At 56.0% G+C, this 25,492-nt stretch carries 16 protein-coding genes and 1 pseudogene; 9 read left to right on the top strand and 8 right to left on the bottom strand.

Annotated elements, in window-relative coordinates; genetic code table 11:
* The first annotated feature begins 145 nt into the window (after nt 1–145).
* Both proW and proX read left to right on the top strand, forming a co-directional pair.
* The gene (gene proW, locus NQ012_RS02665; RefSeq protein WP_257065994.1) at nt 146–1,201 is read left to right on the top strand and encodes a glycine betaine/L-proline ABC transporter permease ProW; all 1,056 of its coding nucleotides are present in this window, start codon (nt 146–148) and stop codon (nt 1,199–1,201) included.
* Between the two features lie 112 nt (nt 1,202–1,313).
* The gene (proX, locus tag NQ012_RS02660; protein ID WP_257065993.1) at nt 1,314–2,357 is read left to right on the top strand and encodes a glycine betaine/L-proline ABC transporter substrate-binding protein ProX; all 1,044 of its coding nucleotides are present in this window, start codon (nt 1,314–1,316) and stop codon (nt 2,355–2,357) included.
* Nucleotides 2,358–2,576: 219 nt separating this feature from the next.
* On the opposite strand, the gene ypfJ is transcribed toward proX, so the two are convergent.
* Both ypfJ and NQ012_RS02650 read right to left on the bottom strand, forming a co-directional pair.
* On the bottom strand, nt 2,577–3,413 hold the full coding sequence (gene ypfJ / locus NQ012_RS02655) for a KPN_02809 family neutral zinc metallopeptidase (protein WP_257065992.1): 837 nt from the start codon (nt 3,411–3,413) through the stop codon (nt 2,577–2,579).
* Nucleotides 3,414–3,563: 150 nt separating this feature from the next.
* Nucleotides 3,564–4,601 carry a sensor histidine kinase gene (locus tag NQ012_RS02650; protein WP_257065991.1) on the bottom strand — a complete coding sequence of 346 codons (1,038 nt, stop codon included), beginning with the start codon at nt 4,599–4,601 and terminating at the stop codon, nt 3,564–3,566.
* A gap of 46 nt (nt 4,602–4,647) precedes the next feature.
* Here NQ012_RS02650 and argH point away from each other — a divergent pair, with 46 nt between their 5' ends.
* The 3 genes and pseudogenes from argH (at nt 4,648) to NQ012_RS02635 (ending at nt 7,320) form a co-directional block, all read left to right on the top strand.
* Nucleotides 4,648–6,045: an argininosuccinate lyase gene (argH, locus tag NQ012_RS02645; RefSeq protein ID WP_257066025.1), complete on the top strand. Its 1,398-nt coding sequence runs from the start codon at nt 4,648–4,650 to the stop codon at nt 6,043–6,045.
* A gap of 65 nt (nt 6,046–6,110) precedes the next feature.
* Nucleotides 6,111–7,031 carry a GTPase Era gene (gene era / locus NQ012_RS02640; RefSeq protein WP_257065990.1) on the top strand — a complete coding sequence of 307 codons (921 nt, stop codon included), beginning with the start codon at nt 6,111–6,113 and terminating at the stop codon, nt 7,029–7,031.
* Between the two features lie 86 nt (nt 7,032–7,117).
* A pseudogene (locus NQ012_RS02635) lies at nt 7,118–7,320 on the top strand (lipoprotein signal peptidase).
* 123 nt (nt 7,321–7,443) lie between these two features.
* Here the strand turns inward: NQ012_RS02635 and NQ012_RS02630 are convergent.
* The 4 genes from NQ012_RS02630 to recA form a co-directional block, all read right to left on the bottom strand.
* Nucleotides 7,444–8,580 carry a 5-(carboxyamino)imidazole ribonucleotide synthase gene (locus NQ012_RS02630; RefSeq protein WP_257065989.1) on the bottom strand — a complete coding sequence of 379 codons (1,137 nt, stop codon included), beginning with the start codon at nt 8,578–8,580 and terminating at the stop codon, nt 7,444–7,446.
* A gap of 187 nt (nt 8,581–8,767) precedes the next feature.
* Nucleotides 8,768–9,055, bottom strand: a complete 288-nt coding sequence (locus NQ012_RS02625; protein WP_257065988.1) for a GIY-YIG nuclease family protein — start codon at nt 9,053–9,055, stop codon at nt 8,768–8,770.
* Nucleotides 9,056–9,317: 262 nt separating this feature from the next.
* Nucleotides 9,318–10,793, bottom strand: a complete 1,476-nt coding sequence (gene trpE / locus NQ012_RS02620) for an anthranilate synthase component I (RefSeq protein ID WP_257065987.1) — start codon at nt 10,791–10,793, stop codon at nt 9,318–9,320.
* A gap of 124 nt (nt 10,794–10,917) precedes the next feature.
* A complete protein-coding gene (gene recA, locus NQ012_RS02615; protein ID WP_257065986.1) occupies nt 10,918–11,982 on the bottom strand; it encodes a recombinase RecA in 1,065 nt (354 codons plus the stop codon).
* A 174-nt stretch (nt 11,983–12,156) separates the two neighbouring features.
* On the opposite strand from recA, the gene adk reads away from it, so the two are divergent.
* The 3 genes from adk (at nt 12,157) to NQ012_RS02600 (ending at nt 15,395) form a co-directional block, all read left to right on the top strand.
* Nucleotides 12,157–12,804: an adenylate kinase gene (adk, locus tag NQ012_RS02610; protein WP_257065985.1), complete on the top strand. Its 648-nt coding sequence runs from the start codon at nt 12,157–12,159 to the stop codon at nt 12,802–12,804.
* Between the two features lie 159 nt (nt 12,805–12,963).
* Nucleotides 12,964–13,686: a ribonuclease III gene (rnc, locus tag NQ012_RS02605; RefSeq protein ID WP_257065983.1), complete on the top strand. Its 723-nt coding sequence runs from the start codon at nt 12,964–12,966 to the stop codon at nt 13,684–13,686.
* Between the two features lie 107 nt (nt 13,687–13,793).
* Complete coding sequence (locus tag NQ012_RS02600; protein WP_257065981.1) at nt 13,794–15,395, top strand: glycosyltransferase family 2 protein; 1,602 nt, start codon at nt 13,794–13,796, stop codon at nt 15,393–15,395.
* 353 nt (nt 15,396–15,748) lie between these two features.
* Here the strand turns inward: NQ012_RS02600 and ushA are convergent, their stop codons facing one another.
* Together ushA and NQ012_RS02590 are read right to left on the bottom strand one after the other, a co-directional pair.
* Nucleotides 15,749–17,347, bottom strand: a complete 1,599-nt coding sequence (ushA, locus tag NQ012_RS02595) for a bifunctional UDP-sugar hydrolase/5'-nucleotidase UshA (protein WP_257065980.1) — start codon at nt 17,345–17,347, stop codon at nt 15,749–15,751.
* Nucleotides 17,348–17,680: 333 nt separating this feature from the next.
* Nucleotides 17,681–20,713: a hypothetical protein gene (locus tag NQ012_RS02590; protein ID WP_257065979.1), complete on the bottom strand. Its 3,033-nt coding sequence runs from the start codon at nt 20,711–20,713 to the stop codon at nt 17,681–17,683.
* 326 nt (nt 20,714–21,039) lie between these two features.
* Here NQ012_RS02590 and glgB point away from each other — a divergent pair, with 326 nt between their 5' ends.
* Nucleotides 21,040–25,434, top strand: coding sequence for a 1,4-alpha-glucan branching protein GlgB (gene glgB, locus NQ012_RS02585; RefSeq protein WP_257065978.1), 4,395 nt, complete (start codon nt 21,040–21,042; stop codon nt 25,432–25,434).
* Nucleotides 25,435–25,492: the final 58 nt, after the last annotated feature.

Raw genomic sequence — 25,492 nt, 5'->3', positions numbered from 1 at the left:
AAGACGACAGGTTTTCAGGCCGTCTGAACCGGACTTTTCAGACGGCCTTTTCCAACAATAACCATCCGGCCCGTATCAGCCCGCAGGGCGCGTCTTATCACATTTATCCCGCACAATAACCACTCTATTCAGAAAGGATACCGCCATGCCGGCCGACAATCCTTGGGGCACGGCCCCGCAAACCGCCGCCGAAAGCGCTTCTGCCGCTTCCGGTCCCGCTGTTCCGCAGGCTGCCGACACGGCCGCTGCGCTTTCCGCCGGCCAAGCCGACGGGCAGCCGTTTTCGTGGTTGCAGCCGTTTGACCATGCACGCATTCCGCTCGACCGTTGGGTGGAGGAACTGATCGCGTGGGTGGTGCAGCATTGCCGCGGCTTTTTCACCGCCGTCAAAGCACCGATCGATTGGACGCTGACCACCATCGAAGGGGCATTGCAGGCCGTGCCGCCGCTGGTGCTGATTGCCGTGCTGGCGTTATTGGCGTGGCAGCTTGCCGGTAAAAAGCTGGCGCTGGGCACCTTGGCGGGCATGCTGTTTATCGGCCTGATCGGCGCGTGGGAAGAAACCGTTACCACCTTGTCGCTGGTGCTGACCGCCGTGCTGTTCTGCATGTTGATCGGCATTCCCGCCGGCATTGCGATGGCGCGCAGCGAGAAAATCGCCAGAGTGCTGCGGCCGCTGCTGGACGCGATGCAGACCACGCCCGCGTTTGTGTATCTGGTGCCGATTGTGATGCTGTTCGGCATCGGTAATGTGCCCGGGGTGGTGGTAACGATTATTTTCGCCGTGCCGCCGGTTATCCGCCTCACCAATCTGGGCATACGCCAAGTGCCGGAAGACTTAATCGAAGCCGCACATTCGTTCGGCGCCGATGCCAAACAAATGCTGTTTAAAGTGCAGCTGCCGCTGGCCATGCCCACCATCATGGCGGGGGTGAACCAAACGCTGATGCTCAGCCTGTCGATGGTGGTAATCGCCTCGATGATTTCGGTGGGCGGCTTGGGGCTGATGGTGTTGCGCGGCATCGGTCGCTTGGACATCGGCTTGGCTTCCGTCGGCGGCTTGGGCATCGTGATTATGGCGATTGTGCTCGACCGCATGACCCAATCGCTGGGGCAAAGCAGCCGCAGCAGGGGCGAGCGCTGGTACCGCACCGGCCCCGTCGGCCTGATTACGCGTCTGTTTAAAGGTAAAGCCACTTGATGCGCTATCCGTTTCTTTTCAGACGGCCATTGCCTGCCGATACTGAAAGGCCGTCTGAAAAAGCGCTTTGTCCACCGTTTGCAACCGTTCGAATAACCCAAAGGAGTACGCCATGAATCTTCATTTCAACCGCACCCTTCCCGCCGTTCTGCTCACCCTCGCGCTGGCCGCCTGCGGGCAGCAGCAAAGCACGGAAAAAACCGCAACCGCATCCACACCGGCCGCCGGCGGCCAAAGCCAGCCCGGCAAAGGCGTGAGCGTGCAGGCGCTGCAAAGCCCGCTTTCCGAAGAAAGTTTCCAAACCTTGGTGGTCAACAGCCTGCTTAAAGAGCTGGGCTACGACGTGAAGCCCGTGAAAGAAGTAGATTACAGCGCCGCCTACACCGCCGTGGCCAACGGCGACGGTACGTTTCTGGCGGTCAACTGGGATCCGCTGCACAACGAAATGTATAAAAACGCCGGCGGCGACGGCAAGTTTTACCGCGCAGGCAACTACATCACCGGTGCCGCGCAAGGCTATTTAATCGACAAAAAAACCGCCGACCAATACAAAATCACCAACCTTGGACAATTTAAAGATCCCGCCATCGCCAAACTGTTCGACACCGACGGCGACGGCAAAGCCGACCTCACCGGCTGCCAGGCAGGCTGGGGCTGCGAAGCGACCATCGAATACCAGCTCGACGCCTACAAATTGCGCGACCGCATCACCCACAAACAGGGCCAATACGCCGCGATTATTTCCGACACCATCGCCCGTTATAAAGAAGGCAAGCCTGTGTTTTACTACACTTGGACACCGTATTGGGTATCCGGCAAACTCGTGCCCGGCAAAGACGTTGTCTGGCTGCAAGTACCTTCCAGCGCCAACCCCGAAAACCAGGACACCACCGCGCCAGACGGTAAAAACTACGGCTTCGCCGTCAACAACGAGCGCATCGTTGCCAACAAAGCCTTCGCCGAGGCCAACCCCGCCGCCGCCAAACTGTTTGCCGTGGCGCAACTGCCGATTGCCGACGTGAACGCCGAAAACACCCTGATCAGCGACGGCGAAAACAAACCTGAACAAATCCAGCAGCATGCCGACAACTGGATCAAAGCCAACCGCGCCACCGTCGACAAATGGCTGGAAGAAGCGCGTGCCGCCGCGAAATAACGGTTCGGCCGCATTAATATAGAGTCGATCAACTTAAGAAAGTACACGTCATACTCGGGCTTGACCCGAGTATCTCTTTTTCTTCTAAAACAAACAGATGCTCGGGTCAAGCCCGAGCATGACGCAAGTGTTTTAAGGTATTGAAAAAAATTTTGCAAAGGTCTCAGGCCGTCTGAAAACTTTTCAGACGGCCTGTTTTCTTTTTTTGAAAGCAAATACTTAGTTGGAAGCAAACGTATTGCATTGATTGATGTCGCCGCCCTGCATGCCGCGCTTGAACCATTCCATGCGCTGGGCGGATGAGCCGTGGGTGAAACTGTCGGGCACGGCATAGCCTTGTGCCTGTTGTTGCAGGCGGTCGTCGCCCACCGCTTCGGCGGCGGCCACGGCTTCTTCGATGTCGCCCTCTTCAAACAGTTTCTGGTTAACGGCGTAATGCGCCCAGATGCCGGCAAAGCAGTCGGCCTGCAATTCGAGCTTCACCGAAAGCGCGTTGGCCTGCGTTTTGCCCACGCTCTGCTGCGCCTGGTTCACCTGCGGCAGAATGCCGAGCAGGTTTTGCACATGGTGGCCGACTTCGTGGGCAATCACATAGGCAAATGCCGCATCGCCCGCTGCACCGAGTTTTTTGCGCATATCTTCGTAGAACGATAAATCCAAATACACTTTACGGTCGGCAGGGCAGTAAAACGGCCCCATCGCCGCTTGGCCGGTGCCGCAGGCGGTTTGGGTGCCGGCGGTGTAGAGCACCAGCGTGGCGGGTGTATAGCGGCTGCCGCGTTTGCTGAAATAATCGGCCCACACGGTTTCGGTATCGGCCAGCACCACGCGCGAAAGCTCGTTCAGTTGGGCTTCCTGCTCGCTGCTGAGTGAAGACTGTTGTGTTGCGGCGCCGATTTGCGGTGTGCCGACAACGCCGGATAAATCCACACCGTAATAAGCGCCCACCAACAAAATGATGATACCGATGATACCGGTGCCTTTGCCGCCGATGCGGCTGCCCTGACCACGGCGGTCTTCTACGTTAGAGCTTTGTTTTCTTCCTTGCCAACGCATGGCCTGATTCCTTAGTCGGATAAAAAATATGGCGGCATTATACGCCAGCTTTGCAGAGCTTAAAGCGGCGGCGGGAAGGACGGCGGGATTTTTACACAAAAGGCCGTCTGAAAAACAACTTTTCAGACGGCCTTGATACGGGTTCGGCTTTTAACCGAACAACTGCTTCAAATCGGAAGATTTTCTGCGGTAGGGCAGGCGGATATCGACGCGGAAAATACCGTCGAGTTGGCGGCTTTTAATCACCGCATCGTTGTCGTACATCAGCGCCAAACGCTCTTTCAGGTTGCGCAGTGCCATAGAATTGCCTTTGTGGGGTTTGGCGTTTTCCTGGCTGTCGGTGGGAACGTAGGGGTTTTCGATGCGGATATAGATCCAATGTTTCTGCCGCGTGGTCAGCACCGAAATGCAGCCGGGGCGGTGGGTGGATTCGATGCCGTGGAACACGGCGTTTTCCAGCAGGGGTTGCAACAGAAGGTGCGGCGTTTCGGCATCGTCGGGCGCGTGGTGCTGCCACATCACCTGCACGCGCGTGTGGCCCATGCGGATTTGCTCGATGGCGATGTATTCCTGCGCCCATTCGATTTCCTGCCCCAGCGTGCTGTTTTGACTGCCGTCGCGCAGTTGGGCGCGGAACAGGTTGGCCAGGTTTTCGAGCAGGGTTTCCGCATCATAGGGGCGCAGGCGGATCAGGCTGATGGCGGCGTTGAGGCTGTTAAACAGAAAGTGCGGGCGGATGCGGGCGGTCAGCGCGCTCAAACGCGCTTCGGAAAGCGAGGGCGCCAGGCTGTAACGGCGCGAGGCTTCGGTGTACATAAACCCCAAAGCAAAGAAATTGAACAGGAAAAAATGCTGCCAAAACGACATACGCTCGCCCAATACCACATAATCCACCGCCACAAACACCAAAAGGTTGGAGAGGTGCACGACGGGCACGGCGAATCTGGATTCGGTAACGCGCGGCAGCGCGCTCGCCAGTGCATAACCTTTCACCAGAATCAGCAGCAGCGTGGGCGCCGCCCATGCCGCATTGTCGTAAACCTGCCTGAGATAGCTTTCTGAGGAGTTATTGATCAGCGGAAACAGCAGCAGCCCCAGCATACTCGTCATCATCAGGCGCGAGATGGTGCCGAAATTGCGTAAATCGGGAACTGCAAACCAAGAGTGTATTTGACGTATAATAGGCATCTTTACAACAAAACCCCTAATAATGCGATAAGCGAGCGGACGAATGATGAACGATAACAAAACCTGGTCGGGCCGTTTTAACGAGCCTGTATCCGAGTTGGTAAAAAAATACACCGGCTCCGTCGGTTTCGACAAACGCCTGGCGAAGTGGGATATACAAGGCTCGCTGGCACACGCGCAGATGCTTCACGAGGCAGGTGTGTTGGGCGCGGAAGACCTTGCCGCTATCCGCAAAGGAATGGCCGATATTATAGCAGAAATCGAATCAGGCCAGATGACTTGGTCATTGGATTTGGAAGACGTGCACATGAACATCGAGCGCCGCCTCACCGATAAAATCGGCGACGCCGGCAAACGCCTGCACACCGGCCGCAGCCGTAACGACCAGGTCGCCACCGACATCCGCCTGTGGCTGCGCGACCAAATCACCGATATCCAGGGCCTGATCCGCGATCTGCAAAGCGCATTAATCGATCTGGCCGAACAAAACGCCGAAGTGGTGATGCCCGGCTTCACCCACCTGCAAGTGGCTCAGCCCGTGAGCTTCGGCCACCATATGCTGGCCTATGTGGAAATGCTCGGTCGCGATTTCGAGCGCATGGCCGATTGTCGTAAGCGCGTCAACCGTATGCCTTTGGGCGCGGCGGCGCTGGCCGGCACCACTTATCCCGTCCGCCGCGAAACCACTGCCGAACTGCTGGGTTTCGAGCAAATCTGCCAAAACTCGCTCGATGCCGTGTCCGACCGTGATTTCGCCATCGAATTCACCGCTGCGGCCAGCCTGATTATGGTGCATTTGAGCCGCCTTTCCGAAGAGCTGATTTTGTGGATGAGCCCGCGCTTCGGCTTTATCGACATCGCCGACCGTTTCTGCACCGGCTCCTCCATCATGCCGCAGAAGAAAAACCCCGACGTGCCCGAGCTGGTGCGTGGTAAATCCGGCCGGGTAATCGGCCATCTCACCGGCCTGATTATGCTGATGAAATCGCAGCCCTTGGCGTATAACAAAGACAATCAGGAAGACAAAGAACCGCTGTTCGACACCGCCGACACCTTAATCGACACCCTGCGCATCTATGCCGACATGATGCGCGGCGTAACCGTGAAGCCCGAAAACATGCGCGCCGCCGTGATGCAGGGTTTCGCCACCGCCACCGATTTGGCCGACTATCTGGTGAAAAAAGGCATGCCGTTCCGCGATTCGCACGAAGTGGTTGCCCTGGCCGTGCGCCATGCCGACACGCAGGGCGTAGATTTGAGCGAGCTGCCGCTGAGCGTGTTGCAAGGCTTTTCGGACTTGGTGGGCGAAGACGTGTACGAAGTGCTCACTCCCGAAGGCAGCCTCAACGCCCGCAACCATTTGGGCGGCACCGCTCCCGAACAAGTGCGTTTGCAGGTAAAACGCTGGCGCGGCCTGCTGGCGGATACGCAAAACGCAGGGTAGGGCGCCGCCGTTTCAGACGGCCTAAAATAAAACAGGCCGTCTGAAAAGAGCATGAAAGAGAATCCATGAACGAAAACCTTTCCCAACACCCGCCCGGCGCAAACGGATACCGTTGCGGTTTCGTGGCGATAGTGGGCCGTCCCAACGTGGGCAAATCCACGCTGATGAACCACTTAATCGGCCAAAAAATCAGCATCACCAGCAAAAAAGCGCAAACCACCCGCCACAAAGTAACCGGCATCTACACCGACGATACCGCACAGTTTGTTTTCGTGGATACTCCGGGCTTTCAAACCGAACACCGCAACGCCCTGAACGACCGCCTCAACCAAAACGTTACCGAAGCCATGGGCGGCGTGGATGCGGTGGCGTTTGTTATCGAAGCCATGCGCTTCACCGAAGCCGACCGCCGCGTGATGCGCCTGCTGCCCAAGCATGTTCCCGTGCTGCTGGTGGTGAACAAAATCGATTTGTCCAAAGCCAAATCGCCGTCCGAGCTGGCCGCCTTTATCGAAACCGTGCGCGCCGAATTCGATTTTGCCGGCGTGGAAACCGTCAGCGCCAAACACGGGCTGGGCATCGCCCAACTGCTGCACGCGCTCAAGCCTTTTCTGCCCGAAGGGATTCCGCTCTATCCCGAAGACATGGTTACCGACAAATCGAGCCGTTTTCTCGCCACCGAAATCGTGCGCGAAAAACTGTTCCGCTATTTGGGCGAAGAGCTGCCGTATGCCATGAATGTGGAAATCGAACAGTTTAAAGAAGAAAACGGCATCTACCATATCTACATCGCGGTGCTGGTGGATAAAGAAAACCAAAAGCCCATCGCGATCGGCAAAGGCGGCGAAAAGCTGAAAAAAATGTCCACTGAAGCCAGGTTGGATATGGAAAAGCTGTTCGGCTGCAAAGTGTTTTTAAAAGTGTGGGTGAAAGTGAAATCGGGTTGGGCCGACGACGTGCGCTTTTTAAACGAATTGGGCTTGTGAGCTTGAATAAAGGCGATATAGTTAAACTGCTTACTTAATAACCATTTCGTCATACTCGGGCTTGACCCGGGTATCTGTTGAGACCTTTGCAAAACCCCCATCTGCGGCGCATTTCTGCGTTGTGCGTTTATGCCCTTTAGGGTACTGCCCGCTTGCTTGCTTATCGTGTGATATGTCTGCGCTCGCTGTGCTGCTACGCCTTGAACTGCATCCGCATCTGAGGGTTTTGCAAAGGTCTCCTGTTATTTCTTTTGGAACAAAAAAATGCTCGGGTCAAGCCCGAACATGACGCAGAGGTTTTAAGATGTTGAAAAGTATTTTGCCAAGGTCTCAGACCGATACCTTGGCAAAATACCTTAAGGCCGTCTGAAAAATATATTTCAGACGGCCTTCGGCTTTTCATGCACGCGCTTTACAAACTGCCGTGCAGCATTTTTGCGCTTTCAAACGCCGCATCCGCATCGGCGGCCAACACCGTGAAGTGCCCCATTTTTCGGCCTTTGCGGGCGGCTTTTTTGCCGTATTGGTGCAGATGGGCGGCGGGGTGGTTTTGCAGCGGCAGCCAGTTCGGCTCTTCGCCGTTTGCGCCCCATACATCGCCTAGAATATTGGCCATGCAGCAGGCAGAAAGCAGGCGGGTGTCGGCAGGCGGCAGGCCGCACATCAGGCGCACCTGCTGTTGGAACTGGCTCGCGGCGCAGGCATCAATGGTGTGGTGGCCGCTGTTGTGCGGGCGCGGGGCGATTTCATTTACCACCAATTCGTGCGTGTCGCCGACCACAAACATTTCCACCGCCAACACGCCCACATAATCCAGCTCGTCGGCCAAGCGGCGCGCCATCTGCCGCGCCTGCTGCTGAACATCGGCGCTGAAGCGCGCAGGAACGATGGAATAAGCGAGAATGCCGTTTTCGTGGATATTTTCGGCGGGGTCGAAAGTCTGCACATTTTCACTGTTCAGACGGCATACGATGACCGAAATCTCGCCGCGCAAATCAACCATTTTTTCCAACACGCAGGCCACGCCGCCCAACTCGGCAAACGCCGCGCGCAGCTCGTCTAAGGTCTTCACGCGGATTTGGCCCTTGCCGTCGTAGCCCAGCGTGGCGGTTTTCAGAATACCGGGCAGCAGCGCCGTGCTCGCTTCACCGATATCTTCGGGCTTGCAGACGACCTGATACGGCGCGGTTTGCAGGCCGGCTTTTTGAATCCACGCCTTTTCCTGAATACGGTTTTGGGCAACGGCAACGCAATCGCCGCTCGGCGACACGCGGGTGTGTTGCGCCAAAAAACGCATCGCATCGGCATTCACGTTTTCAAATTCGGTGGTTACGGCGGCACATTTCGCCAATTCGTCCAGCGCGGCTTGATCGTCGAACGGCGCGCACAAATGGCGGTCGGCAAATTCCGCCGCCGGCGCGTTCGGATCGGGGTCGAGCACGGTAACACGATAGCCCATGGTTTTGGCGGCCACGGCAAACATACGGCCGAGCTGGCCGCCGCCGAGAATGCCGAGATCGGCAGGGGGGAGAATGGGGGTGTTTTGCATGGTTTTGTTTGTTATCAAGATTTTATAGGGAGGCCGTCTTAAAAGCTTTCAGACGGCCTAAACTGCTGTTGTTATCCGCTTTGGTTGCGTATATGACTTTGCTTTTCTTTTGGTTATGTTAATTCCGTCATTCCCGCCTGCGCGGGAATGACGGTAAAAATAAAATTGTGCCGCGATTTACCGTAGGCTATTCCATAATTTCAGACCATAAATCGCGCCAAGTCGGATTGTTTGCTTCAATCAGGCGCAACTTCCATTGCCTGTTCCATTTTTTAAGCTGTTTTTCTTTGCCGATGGCACTTTCCATTGTCGGATGCAGTTCGTACCAAACCAGCAGATTCACGTTGTATTGCACAGTAAAACCCTGCGCCAAATGGTTTTTATGTTGATACACCCGCTGTATCAGGTTGGAGGTTACGCCGATGTAAAGCGTGCCGTTGCGTTGGGAAGCGAGTATATAAACGGCAGGCTGCATGGGTTTGCTTCCTTGAGCTATTGATTGCATCCAACTTCGTCATTCCCGCGCAGGCGGGAATCCAGACCTTTGTATATCTGTAATTTTTAAAAGTTTCAGAAAATCAACGTTCTGGATTCCCGCCTGCGCGGGAATGACGGTTTTTATGTTTCTGAATACATTTTGCGGTCTGATAAATTCTTTCGGTTTTAGGATTGGGATTTTCAGACGGCCTTATCCGTAAACTTAAAGGCCGTCTGAAAAAATGCATCCTACTTAAAATTTACCTGTCCAACCCTTCCTGCACCATCTGAGCCGCCCGCAATACCGCGCGGGCTTTGTTTTGGGTTTCCTGCCATTCGGCTTCTTCTTCCGAATCGGCAACGATGCCGCCGCCGCTTTGCACATAGAGCGTGCCGTTTTTAATCACAGCGGTGCGGATGGCGATGGCCAAGTCCATATCGTTGTTGAAGCTCCAGCAGCCGACGGCGCCGCCGTAGATGCAGCGTTTGGCCGGCTCCAGCTCTTCGATGATTTCCAGCGCGCGCACTTTGGGGGCGCCGGAAAGGGTGCCGGCGGGGAAGGTGGCGGCGAGGATATCCATATTGTTGGTGTTGCTTTTCAGACGGCCTTCCACGTTGGAAACGATGTGCATCACGTGCGAATAGCGCTCGATCACCATTTTGTCGGTTACTTTCACTTCGCCGGTGCGGCTGACGCGGCCGACGTCGTTGCGGCCGAGGTCGATAAGCATCACGTGTTCGGCGATTTCTTTGGCATCGCCGAGCAGGTCTTGCTCGTTGGCCAGGTCTTCGGCGGGGGTTTTGCCGCGCAGGCGGGTGCCGGCGATGGGGCGCACGATGATGGTGTCGCGCTCGCGGCGCACGAGGATTTCGGGCGACGAGCCGACGATGTGGAAGTCGCCGAAATCGTAGTAAAACATATAGGGCGAGGGGTTGAGCGTGCGCAGGGCGCGGTAGAGCGAGAGCGGGTGGTCGGCGAATTCGAGCTTCATGCGCTGGCTGGGCACCACCTGCATACAGTCGCCGTCGAGAATATATTGGCGGATTTTGCGCACATATTCTTTATAGCGCGCTTCGCCGGTTTCGTGCTGCGGCTCGGTTTTTCTGCTGCCGAGCGAGAGCGGGATGGCGCAGCTTTGGCGCAGGCGGGTGCGCAGGTCTTCCAGCCGTTCGCGCGCGGCTTCGTAGCCGTTTTCTTCGGCGGGGTTTGCATACACGATTAGGTAGATTTTGCCGGAAAGGTTATCGACCACGGCCAGCTCTTGCGAGAGCATCAATAAAATATCGGGCGTGCCGATGGTGTCGGGCTTGCCGCTGTTTTGGAAACGGTGGGCGAAATGCTCGAAGTTGTAGATAGTTTCGTAGCCGAAATAACCGACCAGGCCGCCGGTGAAGCGGGGCAAGTTGGGGATTTCGGGTGTTTTGAAACGTTGGTGGAAGGCTTCGATGAAGGTAAGCGGGTTGCCGTCGAACTGTTCGGTGATTTCGCCGTTGCAATACACATCAACGTGTTTGCCCGATGCTTTGAGATAGGTGCGGCAGGGCAGGCCGATAAAGGAATAGCGGCCGAAACGTTCGCCGCCCACCACTGATTCGAGCAGGTAGGTGTAGGGCTGGTTGGCCAGTTTGAGGTAGAGTGACAGCGGGGTGTCGAGGTCGGCCAATAGTTCCTGCACCAGCGGGATGCGGTTGTAGCCGGCGGCGGCTTGGGCTTGGTATTCTTGTTTGCTGATCATGTTTCGGATGGCTGCAAAAACGGCGTGGGGAAATGCGCGAAGTATAGCAGTTTTCAGGGTTTCGGGGTGGAGAAAGGCCGTCTGAAAACGGTTTCAGACGGCCTGTTTGGTGGTCGGCGGCAGCTTATTCTTCGGGCGCGTCGCCGTCGGTTTCGTCGAGTTTGCCTTCGGTAATCTGCACGTTGGTGCCGGCTTTGGCACGGATTTTGGCGTCGATTTCGTCGGCCACTTCGGGGTTTTCTTTCAGCCACACGCGCACATTGTCTTTGCCCTGGCCGATTTTGGCGCCGTTATAGGCATACCATGCGCCTGATTTTTCGACGATGTCGTATTTCACGCCCAAATCCACCAGCTCGCCTTCCCAGCTGATGCCTTCGCCGTAGAGGATGTCGAATTCGGCTTGGCGGAAGGGCGGGGCGACTTTGTTTTTAATCACTTTCACTTTGGTTTCGTTGCCCAAAATGTCGTCGCCTTTTTTGATTTGGCCGGTGCGGCGGATATCAAGGCGCACGGAGGCGTAGAACTTCAGCGCGTTGCCGCCGGTGGTGGTTTCGGGGCTGCCGAACATCACGCCGATTTTCATGCGGATTTGGTTGATAAACACCACCAATGTGTTGGTTTTTTTGATGTGGCCGGTGAGTTTGCGCAACGCCTGGCTCATCAGGCGGGCTTGCAGGCCGACGTGGCTGTCGCCCATTTCGCCTTCGATTTCGGCTTTGGGTACGAGCGCGGCAACGGAATCGACCACCACCATGTCCAAGCCGCCGCTGCGCACCAGCGTGTCGCAGATTTCCAGCGCCTGCTCGCCGGTGTCGGGCTGCGAGAGATACAGCTCTTCCACTTTCACGCCGAGTTTGCGGGCGTAAACCGGGTCGAAGGCGTGTTCGGCGTCGATAAAGGCGCAGATGCCGCCGTTTTTCTGGCATTGGGCGATGGCTTCCAAACACAGGGTGGTTTTGCCCGAAGATTCGGGGCCGAAAATTTCAACGATGCGGCCGCGCGGCAGGCCGCCCACGCCCAACGCCAAATCCAAACCGAGCGAGCCGGTGGAAATCACTTCCAAATTTTCGTCTTGCTGGCTGCCGTCCATCTTCATGATGGAGCCTTTGCCGAAGTTTTTTTCGATTTGCGCCAGTGCGGCGGCGAGGGCTTTGCTTTTATCGTCGGATTTGTTTTTTTCGTCTGCCATGATGTTCTCGTGTGGAATGTCGGTTGGAAATTTCGGGCAGATTATCGCACAAATCGCCCCTGCCCGAAAAAGTTTTCGTCCGCTTTTCAGACGGCCTTTTCACAACCGCCCAACCATATTAAGATAGCTGCCGGAATATTTCTGCCTCTATCAACTCGTTTGAAGGAACACACAATGAAAGTATTACTGCTCGGCGCACCGGGTGCGGGCAAAGGCACGCAGGCGCAATTTATCACCGCCGCTTTCGGCATTCCGCAGATTTCCACCGGCGACATGCTGCGCGCGGCGATTAAGGCCGGCACGCCTTTGGGTTTGGAAGCGAAAAAAATCATCGACGAAGGCGGCCTGGTGCGCGACGACATCATCATCGGCATGGTGAAAGAGCGCATCGCGCAGAGCGACTGCAAAAACGGTTTTCTGTTCGACGGTTTCCCGCGCACGCTGGCGCAGGCCGAAGCGATGGTGGAGGCGGGCGTGGATTTGGACGCGGTTGTGGAAATCGACGTGCCCGATGCGGTGATTGTGAACCGCATGAGCGGCCGCCGCGTGCACCTGCCTTCGGGCCGCACCTACCACGTTACGTTCAACCCGCCGAAAACCGAGGGCAAAGACGACGTAACCGGCGAGGATTTGATCCAGCGCGACGACGACAAAGAAGAAACCGTGAAAAAACGCCTCGAGGTGTATCACGACCAAACCGCCGTGTTAATCGGCTTTTACAGCAAGCTCACCGGCGAGCACGCGCCCAAATACATCAAGGTGGACGGCACGCAGGCCGTTGAAACCGTGAAAGCGGAAGTATTGGCCGCTTTGGGCAAATAAACATTTGTTATACAATAGCAGGCCGTCTGAAAATATTTTTCAGACGGCCTGAGACATTTGCAAATTTTAATAATCAACCAGCCTTAAACCTTTTCTGCATTTGCGCTTTTTTTAAAGTGTTGAAAAGCATTCGGGCTGACTGAAAACGAAAGAACCCGCATGAAGCCCAACCCCGTCAAACAGCGCGCGCTGCAACAAATCCAGCAGCGGCTCGGCCACACCTTCAAACGCCCCGAACTCTTGGAGCAGGCGCTCACCCACCGCAGTTTTTCCTCACGCAACAACGAACGTTTCGAGTTTGTGGGCGATGCCATACTTAATTACACCGTTGCCAAAATGCTGTTCGAAACCTTTACCGAGCTGCCCGAAGGCCGCCTTTCGCGTATGCGCGCCAACTTGGTCAACCAAGACACGCTGGCCGCCATCGCCGTTTCGCTGAATGTGGGCGACGCGCTGTTTTTAGGACCGGGCGAACTCAAAAGCGGCGGTTTCAACCGGCCTTCGATTTTGGCCGACGCCATGGAAGCCGTTTTCGCCGCCATCAGTTTCGACGCCGATTTCAACACCGCCGAGAAAACCGTGCGCCGCCTGTTTGCGCAGCGGGTGGCCGGTGCCGATGCCGCAGGGCAGGGCAAAGACGCCAAAACCCTGTTGCAGGAAACCTTGCAGGCACGCCGTTTGGCATTGCCCAAATACCGCATCGAAGCGCAGCACGGCGAAGGCTGCAACGCCGAATTCACCATTGCCTGCGATTTGGGCGAGCTGGGCTTTATCACCACCGCCAAAGCCAACAGCCGCCGCGCGGCCGAGCAGGAAGCCGCCAAGCAGGCGCTGGCGTGGCTGGCGGAAAAATATCCGCCCCGTGCGCGGGCAAACGGATAAGGCTTTGCCGCCGGAGTGCCGCAGTAAAACGGCGTTTGCCGAAAAACCAATAACGAAACAAACACTGTCTGAAAAATATTTTTCAGACGGCCTGCAACGGTTTGACTATGCCAACAAAAAAAATACCCGCCAGCGCCGCCATGCTGGTTAAGAATTCCGAACGCTATCTGGCCGAAGTGCTCGCTGCGCTGGCCGATTTCGACGAAGTGCTGCTGCTCGACAACGGCTCCACCGACCGCACGCTCGAAATCGCCGCAGGGTTTGCCAACGTGCGCGTGTGCAAACACGGGTTCACCGGCTTCGGCCCCATGAAAAACCTTGCCGCCTCCATGGCCAAACACCCCTGGATTTTCAGCATCGACAGCGACGAAGTGCCCGATGCCGAATTAATCGCAAGCATACGCGCGGCGGTGGAGCACAACGACCCCAACACCGTTTACACCCTCTCGCGCCTCAACCATTATAACGGCCGCTTTATCAAAGCCTGCGGCTGGTATCCCGATATACTGCCGCGCCTCTACCACCGCAACTATGCCGGCTTCAACAACCGGCGCGTACACGAATCGCTGCAATTGGGGCCGAAAAACCATGTGCGCTCGCTCAAAGGCCATCTGAAACATTATTCGTTTCAAAACGCCGAAGGGCTGATTCAGAAAATGCAGCAATACAGCACGCTCTATGCCGAAGAAAACCGCTACCGCAAAACTTCTTCCGTATTCAAAGCCGTGCTGCACGGCGGCACGTCGTTTCTGAAAAACTATTTTCTGAAACGGGGCATTTTTTACGGCGCCGACGGCCTGATAATTTCCACCGCCAATGCCCAGGGTTCGTATTACAAATATATAAAGCTCTACGAACACAACCGCAATATGAGCGTGTCGCTGATTATCACCACCTACAACCGTCCCGACGCGCTGGCGCTGGTGTTGAAATCCGCCCTCGCGCAAACCCGCCTGCCGCAGGAAATCATCATTGCTGACGACGGTTCCGACCGCCGCACCACCGAAGTGGTGGGTAAATTCGCCCGGGTCAGCCCCGTAACGGTGAAACACACCTGGCAGAAAGACGAAGGCTTCCGCGCCGCCCAGTCGCGCAACCGCGCCATTGCCGCCGCTTCTTCCGATTATCTGATTATCATCGACGGCGATATGGTGCTCGACCCCTCTTTTATCGCCGACCATATCGCCGTTGCCCGCAAAGGCCGCCTGATTCAGGGCACGCGCGTGCTGATCAGCCAAACGCGCACCGAAGAAATTCTCGCCGACCGCCTGCTGCCGCTGCCCGATTTGTCGTTTTACAGCAGCGGCATCAAAAAACGCCTTTCCGCGCTGCGGCTGACCAAACTGTCGAAACTGATTGCCAAGCGCGGCAACCGCAAACACAAAGGCATCAAAAGCTGCAATATGGGTTTTTTCCGCGATGATGCGCTGGCCGTTAACGGCTTCAACAACGATTTCGTCGGCTGGGGGCGGGAAGACAGCGAATTTACCGCCCGCTGCTACCACAACGGCATGAAGCGGCACAACCTCAAATTCGCCGGCGTGGCCTACCACCTATGGCACAACGAAGCCGAACGCGCCGCGCTGCCGCAAAATGATGCCTTGCTGAAAGCCACGTTAAACGAAAAGAAAACCCGCTGCGAGCGCGGGGTAAACGAGTTTTTGGAAACCGCCGCAGAGCAGGGCGGGGATGCGCCGGAAAACGCCTGAGGCTTTCAGACGGCCTGAGACCTTTGCAAAAATACCTTAAGGCCGTCTGAAATGCTTAAATCCCGTCATTCCCGCGTAGGCGGGAATCCAGATGGAAATATTGAAGTATTGATTAAACAAATACTTGGATGCCAAGTGTCTGGATTCCCGCCTACGCGGGAATGACGGAATTCAGGTTTTTTCAGATGGTGTTGAATTTTGCAAAGGTCTCGGCCTGAGTGAATTTTGCAATTCATGCCGGCATTTAAAACATTTACGTCATACTCGGGCTTGACCCGAGTATCTTTTTGTTACGGAACAAATCGCAGACTCGGGTCAAGCCGCGAATATGGACGCAGGCACTTTCTCTTATCTCACGGCTGCGTTTTTGGTGCGAACCGGGCCGCATCAATCGGGGAATGCTGCTCGAAATACTGCTTCAACACATCGGCATCGACAAAGCCCGTGTTCACATAAGAAGGCTTATCCGACAGCACCGGATAGCCGTCGCCGCCGTTGGCCAGGTAATCCGACACGCTCAGGCGGTAGGTTTTGCCGTTTTCCAAAGGCTTGCCGTTAACCAGAATATTGCTTACCCGCTGCTTATCGTAGTCCGCTTGCAAGGTTACGCCGTCAAACTGCGGAAAACCGCCTTCTTCGGGGCGGATCAGCGCAACGGTGCGCAGATAGCGGGCCAGCTCTTCACCGTTTAAATCTACATAAGCAATTAAATTGCCGAAAGGCTGCGCGCGCAGAATATCTTTATAGGTTACCCGTCCGGCCTGAATCGAATCGCGTATGCCGCCGCTGTTCATCACCGCCAGATCCGCGCCGGTGCGCAGGCGTTGGGCGTGTGCAATCAGGCGGCCCAGATTGGTGGGTTGGCGGCGCACGACTGCGCGGTCGCCTTCGAGTTTGGCGTTCACCGAGCCGACGGCGACATTGAGCTTGCCGTCGGCCTGTTCTTGATAGGTTTTCAGCTTGGCGGCCAGTTGTTTGTCGGGGCGGATTGCGCTTTGATACAGGGTGTGCACGGTTTGGCCGTCGGCGGTTTCGGTTTCGTATTTAAGGTTAACGGGAATCAGGCGGTAGGATTGCAGGGCGAGTTTGCCGTTTTTAAAGGTGAAGTCGGCGCGGCCGAGATATTTGCCCCATTCGCCCGCCTGCATAATCCAAGTGCCGTTTTGAAAATCGGGGCGGCAGGCATCGCCGGGGCGGTGGTTGTTTTTCAGACGGCCTGCATTATCCATGCAAACGGTGTGGTGGCTGTGGCCGCCGACAATAATGTCGAACGATTTGGCCGGCAGCGTGCGGGCAAGGGTGGCATCGCTGCGGTAGCCCAAGTGGGTGAGGGCGATGGTTATATCAGGTTTGTTCTTGCGCTGCTTCAGGGTTTGCAGCGCTTGGCGGGCGGAATCGGCGGCTGGGTCGATAATCAGGTTGCGGGTGTAGGCAGTGTTGGCCGACGTGGCGGTTTCTTCGGTGGTGAGACCCACCACGGCGATATCCAGCCCCTGTTTGCGCAAAACGGTATAAGGCTTAACCAAATGCCTGCCGCTGTTTTTCTGGCGGATATTGGCCGACAAAAACGGAAAGCGCGCCCATTTTTCCTGCATGGCGAGCATTTGCAGCGGGTTGTCGAACTCGTGGTTGCCCAGCGTCATCGCTTCGTAGCCGATGGCGTTCATGGCTTCGATGTCGGGCCGCGCATTGTGAGCGTCCGACTCGGGCACGCCCGTGTTAACGTCACCCGCGTTGAGCAGCACCACCGAGCCGCCGCTGCGCCTCACTTCGTTTTTAATCTGTTTTACTAGGGTTTGATGCGCCGCCAAACCGTATTCGCCGTGCTCGTTCGGCCAAAAACGGCCGTGCAGGTCGTTGGTGTGCAGCACGGTGAGGCGGTAGGTTTTGCCGGGCTGGTAGGCTTGAGCGAGAGCGGGCAGGATCAGGGCGGCGAGCAGGGCTTTTTTCATGGCGGGCCTCTTTTGTTCGTTATCGAAAGAAAGCTTTCGGCATCCGGTTTATATCACGGTAATCGGATTATATAGTGGATTAACTTAACTTTCGCTACGGCGTTGCTGCGCCTTAGCCCAAAGAGAATGATTTTGTAAGCCGCTGAAGCAGTAACGGAATCGGTTCCGTACTTGTACTGTCTGCGGCTTGTTGCCTTGTATCGAAGTAATTCAATCCACCATGGAAACAACAAAATATCTATATTTAAATTACTGTAATTAAAAGATAAAAAAGGCCGTCTGAAATGTTTCAGACGGCCTTTGTGGTTTGGGCAACATATATTTGAACAAGCGTCAGCCAATCAGGTTGGCACTGCTGAGGCTGACGGCCTGCTCATTATCGAAGCGGGCGAATACCGTGCTGCTGTCGGCACCTGCCGCGCGGTAGGCAAGGGTTTGCTCGGAGGGGTTGAAATGCAGGTAGGCACGGTCGGAGGCAAACAGCGCGGTGTCGTTTACCAGCAGGTCGGACCATTTCAATTGGCTGTCGCCGCCTGAGAGCAGGGAACGCATACCGCTCAAATCCAACACGTCTTCGGCAGGGTTGAAATCAACCAAGCGGTCGGCTTTACCTTCGCGGATATCCCACGCCGTGAAGGCAACGGTATCGCGCCCCGCGCCGCCGATAATGGTGTCGCTGCCCAAACCGCCCAGCAGATAATCGCTGCCGCTGCCGCCTTTGAGCACATCGTTGCCTGTCGTGCCTTGCAGGGCTGCCGTGCCCTTGGCAGGAGACGGGTTTTCAAAGGCCGACCAATCGAAGCCGCTGCTGCCCAAATCGGTTTCCTTGCCCGACGGTGTGTACACCACCTGATTGCCCAGCTGCTTGGCCTGCATTTCCACGCCTTTGATGCTGATAACGTTGCCTGATGCGTCTTCGGTTTGAACAATGGCCGTAATGGGGCGTTCGTCGGCATGGGTAACGGAAGTGCCTGTGGCATAAGGGGTTTGCCGGCTGCTGTATATGCTGCTGCCTACTTTCGCTTCGATGCCGTCTGAAAAACCGTCGCTGTCGGTGTCTTTTAAGTAGGGGTTGCCATAGTGCTTGTCGATACGGGAGCCTTGGGAGAAGTATTGTTGCAGTTTGCTGTCTTTCTCATAGAAACTGGTCATATCGTGTTTGCCCCACCATTCATTTTGTTTGAAATCAAAGAATGCTGTGTTTCCGTAAAATCCTAGCTTTTCTCCGACCCATTCGCCTTTAATTACATACGGGTTAGTTTTGTAGAGATTTATCTCAGAGTTTAGATCTCTGTTTGTAATAGGGGTTACGGTAAATTGTTCTGATAGCTGCCGCGCGTTTTTCAAAGCTGTAATTGAGTTGTTGTCGATGTTGATAACAGCAGGGTTGAACAGGCTGCTGTGTTGGAATTTATTCTGTTGCTCGGTTAACTTCTGCATGGTATGAGTGGCAAAATATTGTGCCAAGTATCCGCCTAATGAATGGCCTGTTGTATAAACATTCTCAGGTCGGTAAGCAGCAATGTTTTGCAGAATAGGGTCAAGATACCAATCTTGGGCTTGATCGGGTAAATCTGCGCCCAAAATGTCCGAATCATCATCTCCGTCGGCATCACTTAGGCCGATTATTTTGTCTGTTCCCCGGAAAGCCAAAACAATATTTGCATAGGTTCCGTTAGAGTTTTTACTGTTACCGAATATGGCATACTGCAATCCTTCTCCGGGGCTGCCAAACGTTAGCAGATCCCATTTTCCTGTTAATTCAGAAACATCGGCTTGGCCAAGGAAATATTTTTGGTTAACGGCTTGTGCGGTGCCTGTATAGTTCGCTCCATTGAATCCGTTAAACAGGGTTTCCAGTGTGTTTTTATTTTCGTAAGCCAGTGATGAGAACATACGTAAATCGCGCTCGGATACATTCCATTGTGCGGGATTGCGGTCAACCGCATCTGCCAAACCGTCGCCGTCGCTGTCTTTTGCGTAAACGGAACGGGTGGCTTGGGCGGGAGAGGGGGCAACTATGCTGTTATAACGGGTGTTATTTGTACCGCTTTCCCAATATTGCAATGAGGCCGTCTGAAAAGCTTGGTTGCCGTTACCCGTGTGGGAAACGGTATTGCCGTCTTTCAGTAAAACGCGGGTAACGACGGTATCGTTACCAAAGTCGTGTTGTGCTTTGCCAAGCAGTTGATAGGGGGTAAGGCGGGTGCCGCTGAAATCAAATGCGGATACGGCGGAAGTCGAACCGTTTTCCTGCGCTTTAAGGGTAAGGGTTTCGCCGGTTGTTTTGATGGTTAAAATCCAATCGTTCAGATTGGGATTGGCGGAATTGGCGGTAATCTGTACGCTCAAATCTTCGGGGCGCAAGCCGTGGCCGAATTGAACGGTATTGCGGCCTGAATAATCCTCAATAACATCATGGCCGTAACCTTTGGCAAAGATATAGGTGTCGTTACCGATACCGCCTTCGAGTTTGTCGCTGCCTTCGCTGCCGTCGAGGTAGTCGCTGCCGCTGTCGCCGCGCAGAATGTCGTTGCCGTTGCCGCCGTAAAGCCGGTCGCTGCCGTCGCCGCCAAGCAGAAGGTCGTTGCCGTTCATACCGTAGAGCGCATCGTTGCCGCGTCCGGCGCTTAAGCGGTTATGGCCGCTGTTGCCGATTAGGGTGTTGTCGGCATTGTTGCCGAAGCCGTAGGTGTTGCCGCTGCCGGTAAGGGTAAGGTTTTCCACATTGGTGGGGGCGGTATAGGTAATGCTGGTGTAGATGGTATCTATACCTTCGTTGCGTTCTTCGATAACGGTATCGCCGGCGTTATCTACATAGTAGGTGTCGTTGCCGCGGCCGCCGCGCATGGTGTCGGCGCCGGTGCCGCCTTCGAGCGAGTCGCTGCCTTCGCCGCCGTCGAGGTAGTCGCTGCCGTTGTCGCCGCGCAGAATGTCGCTGCCTTCTCCGCCATACAGCAGGTCGCTGTCATCACCGCCGAGCAACAGGTCGTTGCCGCCCATGCCGTAGAGCGCATCATTGCCGCGTCCGGCGCTTAAGCGGTTATCGCCGCTGTTGCCGATTAGGGTGTTGTCGGCGTTGTTGCCGAAGCCGTAGGTGTTGCCGCTGCCGGTAAGGGTAAGGTTTTCCACATTAGCGGGGGCGGTGTAGGTTATATCGGTATATATGGTGTCGGTACCTTCACTTTTTTCTTCTACCACCACATCATTATGGTTACGGACATAATAAATGTCATCGCCTAAACCACCATAAAAAATAGTGTGTCCGAGGCTGCCATAGAGAACATCATTACGACGTGTACCTATGCTGATTGCTGCTTCATTGTCGTTTGCTGAAAATGATGGTTTGGTATTGTTTACAGCCATTTTATTACTCCCTGAATTTTCTTAATAAAATGCGTTGCACCTACTTTCGGCAACGCTTTCCCGCATGTTGCCCATATCTGTAAAACGGCATGGTAACAGGCGCGGCGATTGTATAATAAGGTTAATTTTTTTAAAAGCGGGTATATATGGGTGAAGGTTGATGCTAACCCAAAGAACTTTTCAGATTAGGATAGCTGTGTTTGATTTGGCCTATATCAGTTAATCAGCTTCCTACACGAAATTACCTACGACAAAACGGCGGATTTATATTACTATTGCCCAACCTGCGCCAAAATTAAAAAATCAACTTCACAAACAATATATTAATGAATATGAGTAATCACTCGGTTTTTGAACGCGCCGCGTGTTCGGGGGTGGCTGCCGGCTACCACGATATCGACGGCGTTTATCATCCGGCCAAAGAAGCGGTGCTGGAGGCTCTGCTCGCACGTTTGGAGGCAGACGTGCCGGAAGGGGAGTTTGACGATGTGGCGGCCATAACGGCGCAGCGGCCTGCCGAGCTGGCCGTGCCGCCCGATTTCGAGGGTTACGACGGCTACTCTTTAACGAACGAATATGATGAGCAGCAGACGGTTACGGCGTCGGATTCAGACGGCCGCCGCTCTGCTGTTTTTTTATCTGCATTAGACAGCGGTTATTATCGTTTAATTATTAACAAAGGCCGTCTGAAACACCGTGTGCTGGTGGTGGCTGCGCCCGAACACGCTTACCAACCGCCGGAAATAACAGATGGTGGGCGTATGAACGGGTTGGCCGTGCAGCTTTACAGCCTGCGCTCGGCGCACAACTGGGGCATGGGCGATTTCGGTGATTTGGCGCGGCTAGCGGCGTTTTGCGGCGATAGGGGTGTGGACTTTATCGGCATCAACCCGCTGCATGCGCTGTTTACTTCTCGGCCGGATTTCGCCAGCCCGTACAGCCCGTCGTCGCGCCTGTGGCTGAACGCCGTGTATCTCGACGCGGGCGGCATTATTGCCGGATACGGTTTTGCCGCCAAGGCGCGCAAGTGGCTGGCAAGCGAAGCGGTGCAGGCGCGGCTGGCGGCGGTGCGTTCGGCGGAAACGGTGGATTATGCGGCGGTGTGGGCACTGAAAAAAGAGGCCCTGCTGCTGGTGTTTGCCGATTTTGAAAAAAGTAAAAGCCGTGCCGCGCAGCCTTTTCAGACGGCCTTTAAACAGTTTGAAGAAGAAAAAGGCGGCGAGCTTGACGGCTTCGCTCTGTTTGAGGCTTTAGACCAACACTACGGCGGCGCGGGCGGAGAGAGCGGCTGGACGGCGTGGCCGTCTGAATTCCATCATCCGCAAAGTGAAGCGGTGCAGGCGTTTGCAAAAGCGCACGAGGATGAAATCCGTTTTTACAAATGGCTGCAATGGCTGTGCGCCGTGCAGCTGCGGCAGGCGGAAGAGGCGGCGGCGCGGCACGGCGTGCGGCTCGGCCTTTACGGCGACTTGGCTGTGGGCGTGGCGCGCGGCGGGGCCGACACTTGGCTCAAGCGCAACCAATACTGCATGGAAATGTCGGTGGGCGCGCCGCCCGACCCGCTCGGCCCGGCGGGGCAAAACTGGAACCTGCCGCCGTGGCACCCCGTGGCCATGCGCCGCACCGGCTGCCGCGAGTTTATCGCCACATTACGCGAGAATATGCGCTGTTACGGCGTGCTGCGCATAGACCATGTGATGTCGCTGAACCGTTTGTGGTGGGTGGTGTCGGAACAGGCTGCCGCCGAGATTCTAAGCCGTTCAAGGCGCGGCGACGCAGACAGTACGGAAGAGTACGGCCAGGAGCCGCAACGCGGAACGGCTTGGAAGATGGGCGGCGGAACCGCCGAGAACGGCGCTTATGTGCATTACCCCCAAGAAGTTTTGTTTGCCATTCTCGCCTTGGAAAGCCACCGCAACCGCTGCGTGGTGGTGGGCGAAGACTTGGGCACCGTGCCCGACGACACCCGCCGCCTGCTCGACCGCTACCGCATTTTTTCCTACAAAGTGATGTATTTCAGCCGCCACGCCCACGGTTACGAGCTGCCCGAGCACTACCCCCGGCAGGCGCTGTGCGTAACCAGCACCCACGACGTTGCGCCGCTGGCGGGCTGGTGGGCGGGCAGCGATTTACAAACCATGTATGCTTTGGGTTCGCTGCCGGGCGAAGCGGCTTTTCAGACGGCCTTGCAGCAGCGCGGGCGCGATAAAGAAGACTTGATCCGCGCGCTGAAAGAAACACATTGCCTGCCCCACGGATACAGGCCGTCTGAAAACTTAGACGCCGCCCTGCTCAACGCCGTGCACCGTTTCGGCGCCGAGAGCCGCTGCGCGCTTTATGCCGTGCAAATCGAAAACCTGCTGGGCATGACCGAAAATTTCAACGTGCCGGGCATCGCCGAAGGCTACCCCAACTGGGCGCGCAAACTGCCGCAGCCTGCGGAGGCGTTTGCCGCCAACCCTTTAATCGAGCAACAACTCGCCATGCTAAACGAGGTCCGTATGAGAAAGAACAGCCAAACCCAACCCTATCCGCCGCTCGACGATCAAGAGCGCGGCACCATCGACAGCCTGTTTTTCGCTACCCACGGCAACCCGTTTGCCTACTTGGGCCGGCATGAGCTGGCCGGCACCGGCGAAGTGGTGCGCTGCCTTGTGCCCGACGCATTGGCGGTGGATATTGTGGAACGCGGCAGCGGCAAACTGATTGCGGCGGCCGAAAAACTCGACGGCCGCGGCTTTTTCGCCGCCGTGCTGCCCGAGGGCGCGCCCGATTACGCCTTGAGCGTGCAATACAGTGCAGACGGGCCGTCTGAAAAAATCGAAGACCCCTACCGCTACGGCTCGCATTTGCAGGAAATGGACGAATGGCTGCTCACCGAGGGCACCCATCTGCGCCCCTATGAAGCCTTGGGCGCGCATCCGGCCGAGTTCGACGGCGTTGCCGGCGTGAATTTCGCCGTGTGGGCGCCCAACGCGCAGCGCGTTTCGGTGATCGGCGAGTTCAACAACTGGGACGGCCGCCGCCACGTGATGCGCCGCCACGCCGCCAGCGGCATTTGGGAAATCTTTATCCCCGCCGTGCCGTTCAACGCCCTGTATAAATTCGAAATACGCGACGCCGCCGGCAACGTGCGCCAAAAGGCCGACCCGTTCGCCTTCGCCTCGGAGCTGCGCCCCACCACCGCTTCGGTGGTGCGCGGCCTGCCCGAAAAAATGCCCGAGCCTGCGTTCCGCCGCCAAGCCAACGCCATCGACAGCCCCATCAGCATTTACGAAGTGCATTTAGGCTCGTGGCGGCGCAACCTCGAAAACAATTTCTGGCTCACTTATGAAGATTTGGCAACAGAATTAGTGAATTATGTGAAAGACATGGGCTTCACTCATATCGAGCTTTTGCCCGTGTCGGAATACCCGTTCGACGGCTCTTGGGGCTATCAGGCCACCGGCCTTTATTCGCCCACCAGCCGCTTCGGCTCGCCGCAGCAGCTTCAGGCGCTGGTGCAGGCCGCCCACAACGCAGGCATAGGCGTGATACTCGACTGGGTGGTCGGCCACTTTCCCGTTGACGACCACGGCCTCAACCACTTCGACGGCACGCCGCTGTATGAGCACGCCGATCCGCGCGAAGGCTACCACCAAGACTGGAACACCCTGATTTACAACTTCGGCCGCACCGAAGTGAAAAACTACCTGCAAGGCAACGCCTTATACTGGATAGAGCGTTTCGGCTTCGACGGCCTGCGCGTGGACGCCGTGGCCTCGATGATTTACCGCGATTACTCGCGCAAAGAAGGCGAATGGATACCCAACCAATACGGCGGCCGCGAAAACCTCGAAGCCATCAATTTTCTGCGCGACACCAACACCATGTTGCAGCAGGAAGTGCCCGCCGCCGCCGAAATCGCCGAAGAATCCACCTCGTTTGCCAACGTTACCCGCGCCGAAGGTTTGAACTTCCAATACAAATGGAACATGGGCTGGATGAACGACACCCTGCGCTACATGAAAGAAGACCCGGTTAACCGCAAATACCACCACAACCTGATGACCTTCGGCATGATGTACCAATACAGCGAAAACTTCGTGCTGCCGATTTCGCACGACGAAGTGGTGCACGGCAAAGGTTCGCTGCTGGCCAAAATGCCCGGCGACGCTTGGCAGAAGTTTGCCAACCTGCGCGCCTATTATGGCTTTATGTGGGGCTATCCCGGCAAGAAACTGCTGTTTATGGGCTGCGAGTTCGCCCAAGGCCGCGAATGGAACTACAACGAAGCGCTTGATTGGTTTCTGCTCGAAGAAGCGCACGGCGGCCTGTGGCACAAAGGCGTGCAGGATTACGTGCGCGACCTCAACCATACCTACCGCCGCCACGCGCCGCTCTACCAGCTCGACCAATGGCCCGAAGGCTTCGAGTGGCTGGTGGCCGACGACGGCAATAATTCCGTGTTCGCTTTCGAGCGCCGCGACCGCGAAGGCAACCGCCTGATTGTGGTAAGCAACTTTACCCCCGTGGTGCGCGAAAACTACCGCATCGGCGTAAACGCCGCGGGCACCTACCGCGAAGTGATGAATTCAGACGGCCTGCAATACCAAGGCAGCGGCGTTTCATCGGGTGCTACCGTCGCCACCGAGGCGGTGGAATCGCACGGCAGACCGCAGTCGCTCAACTTAACCCTGCCGCCGCTGGCCACGGTTTGGCTGTATTTGGAGAAGGAATAAGGTTTTCAGACGGCCTGTGAAGCGAATTAGATAAAAAAAATCAGATAAATAGATATTG

Origin of the sequence: Neisseria dentiae, from assembly GCF_024580525.1 — a bacterium.
GTDB classification, from domain to species: domain Bacteria; phylum Pseudomonadota; class Gammaproteobacteria; order Burkholderiales; family Neisseriaceae; genus Neisseria; species Neisseria dentiae_A.
Note: the sequence above shows the minus strand (reverse complement) of the source record. Positions and strands in the feature narration are given on the sequence as shown.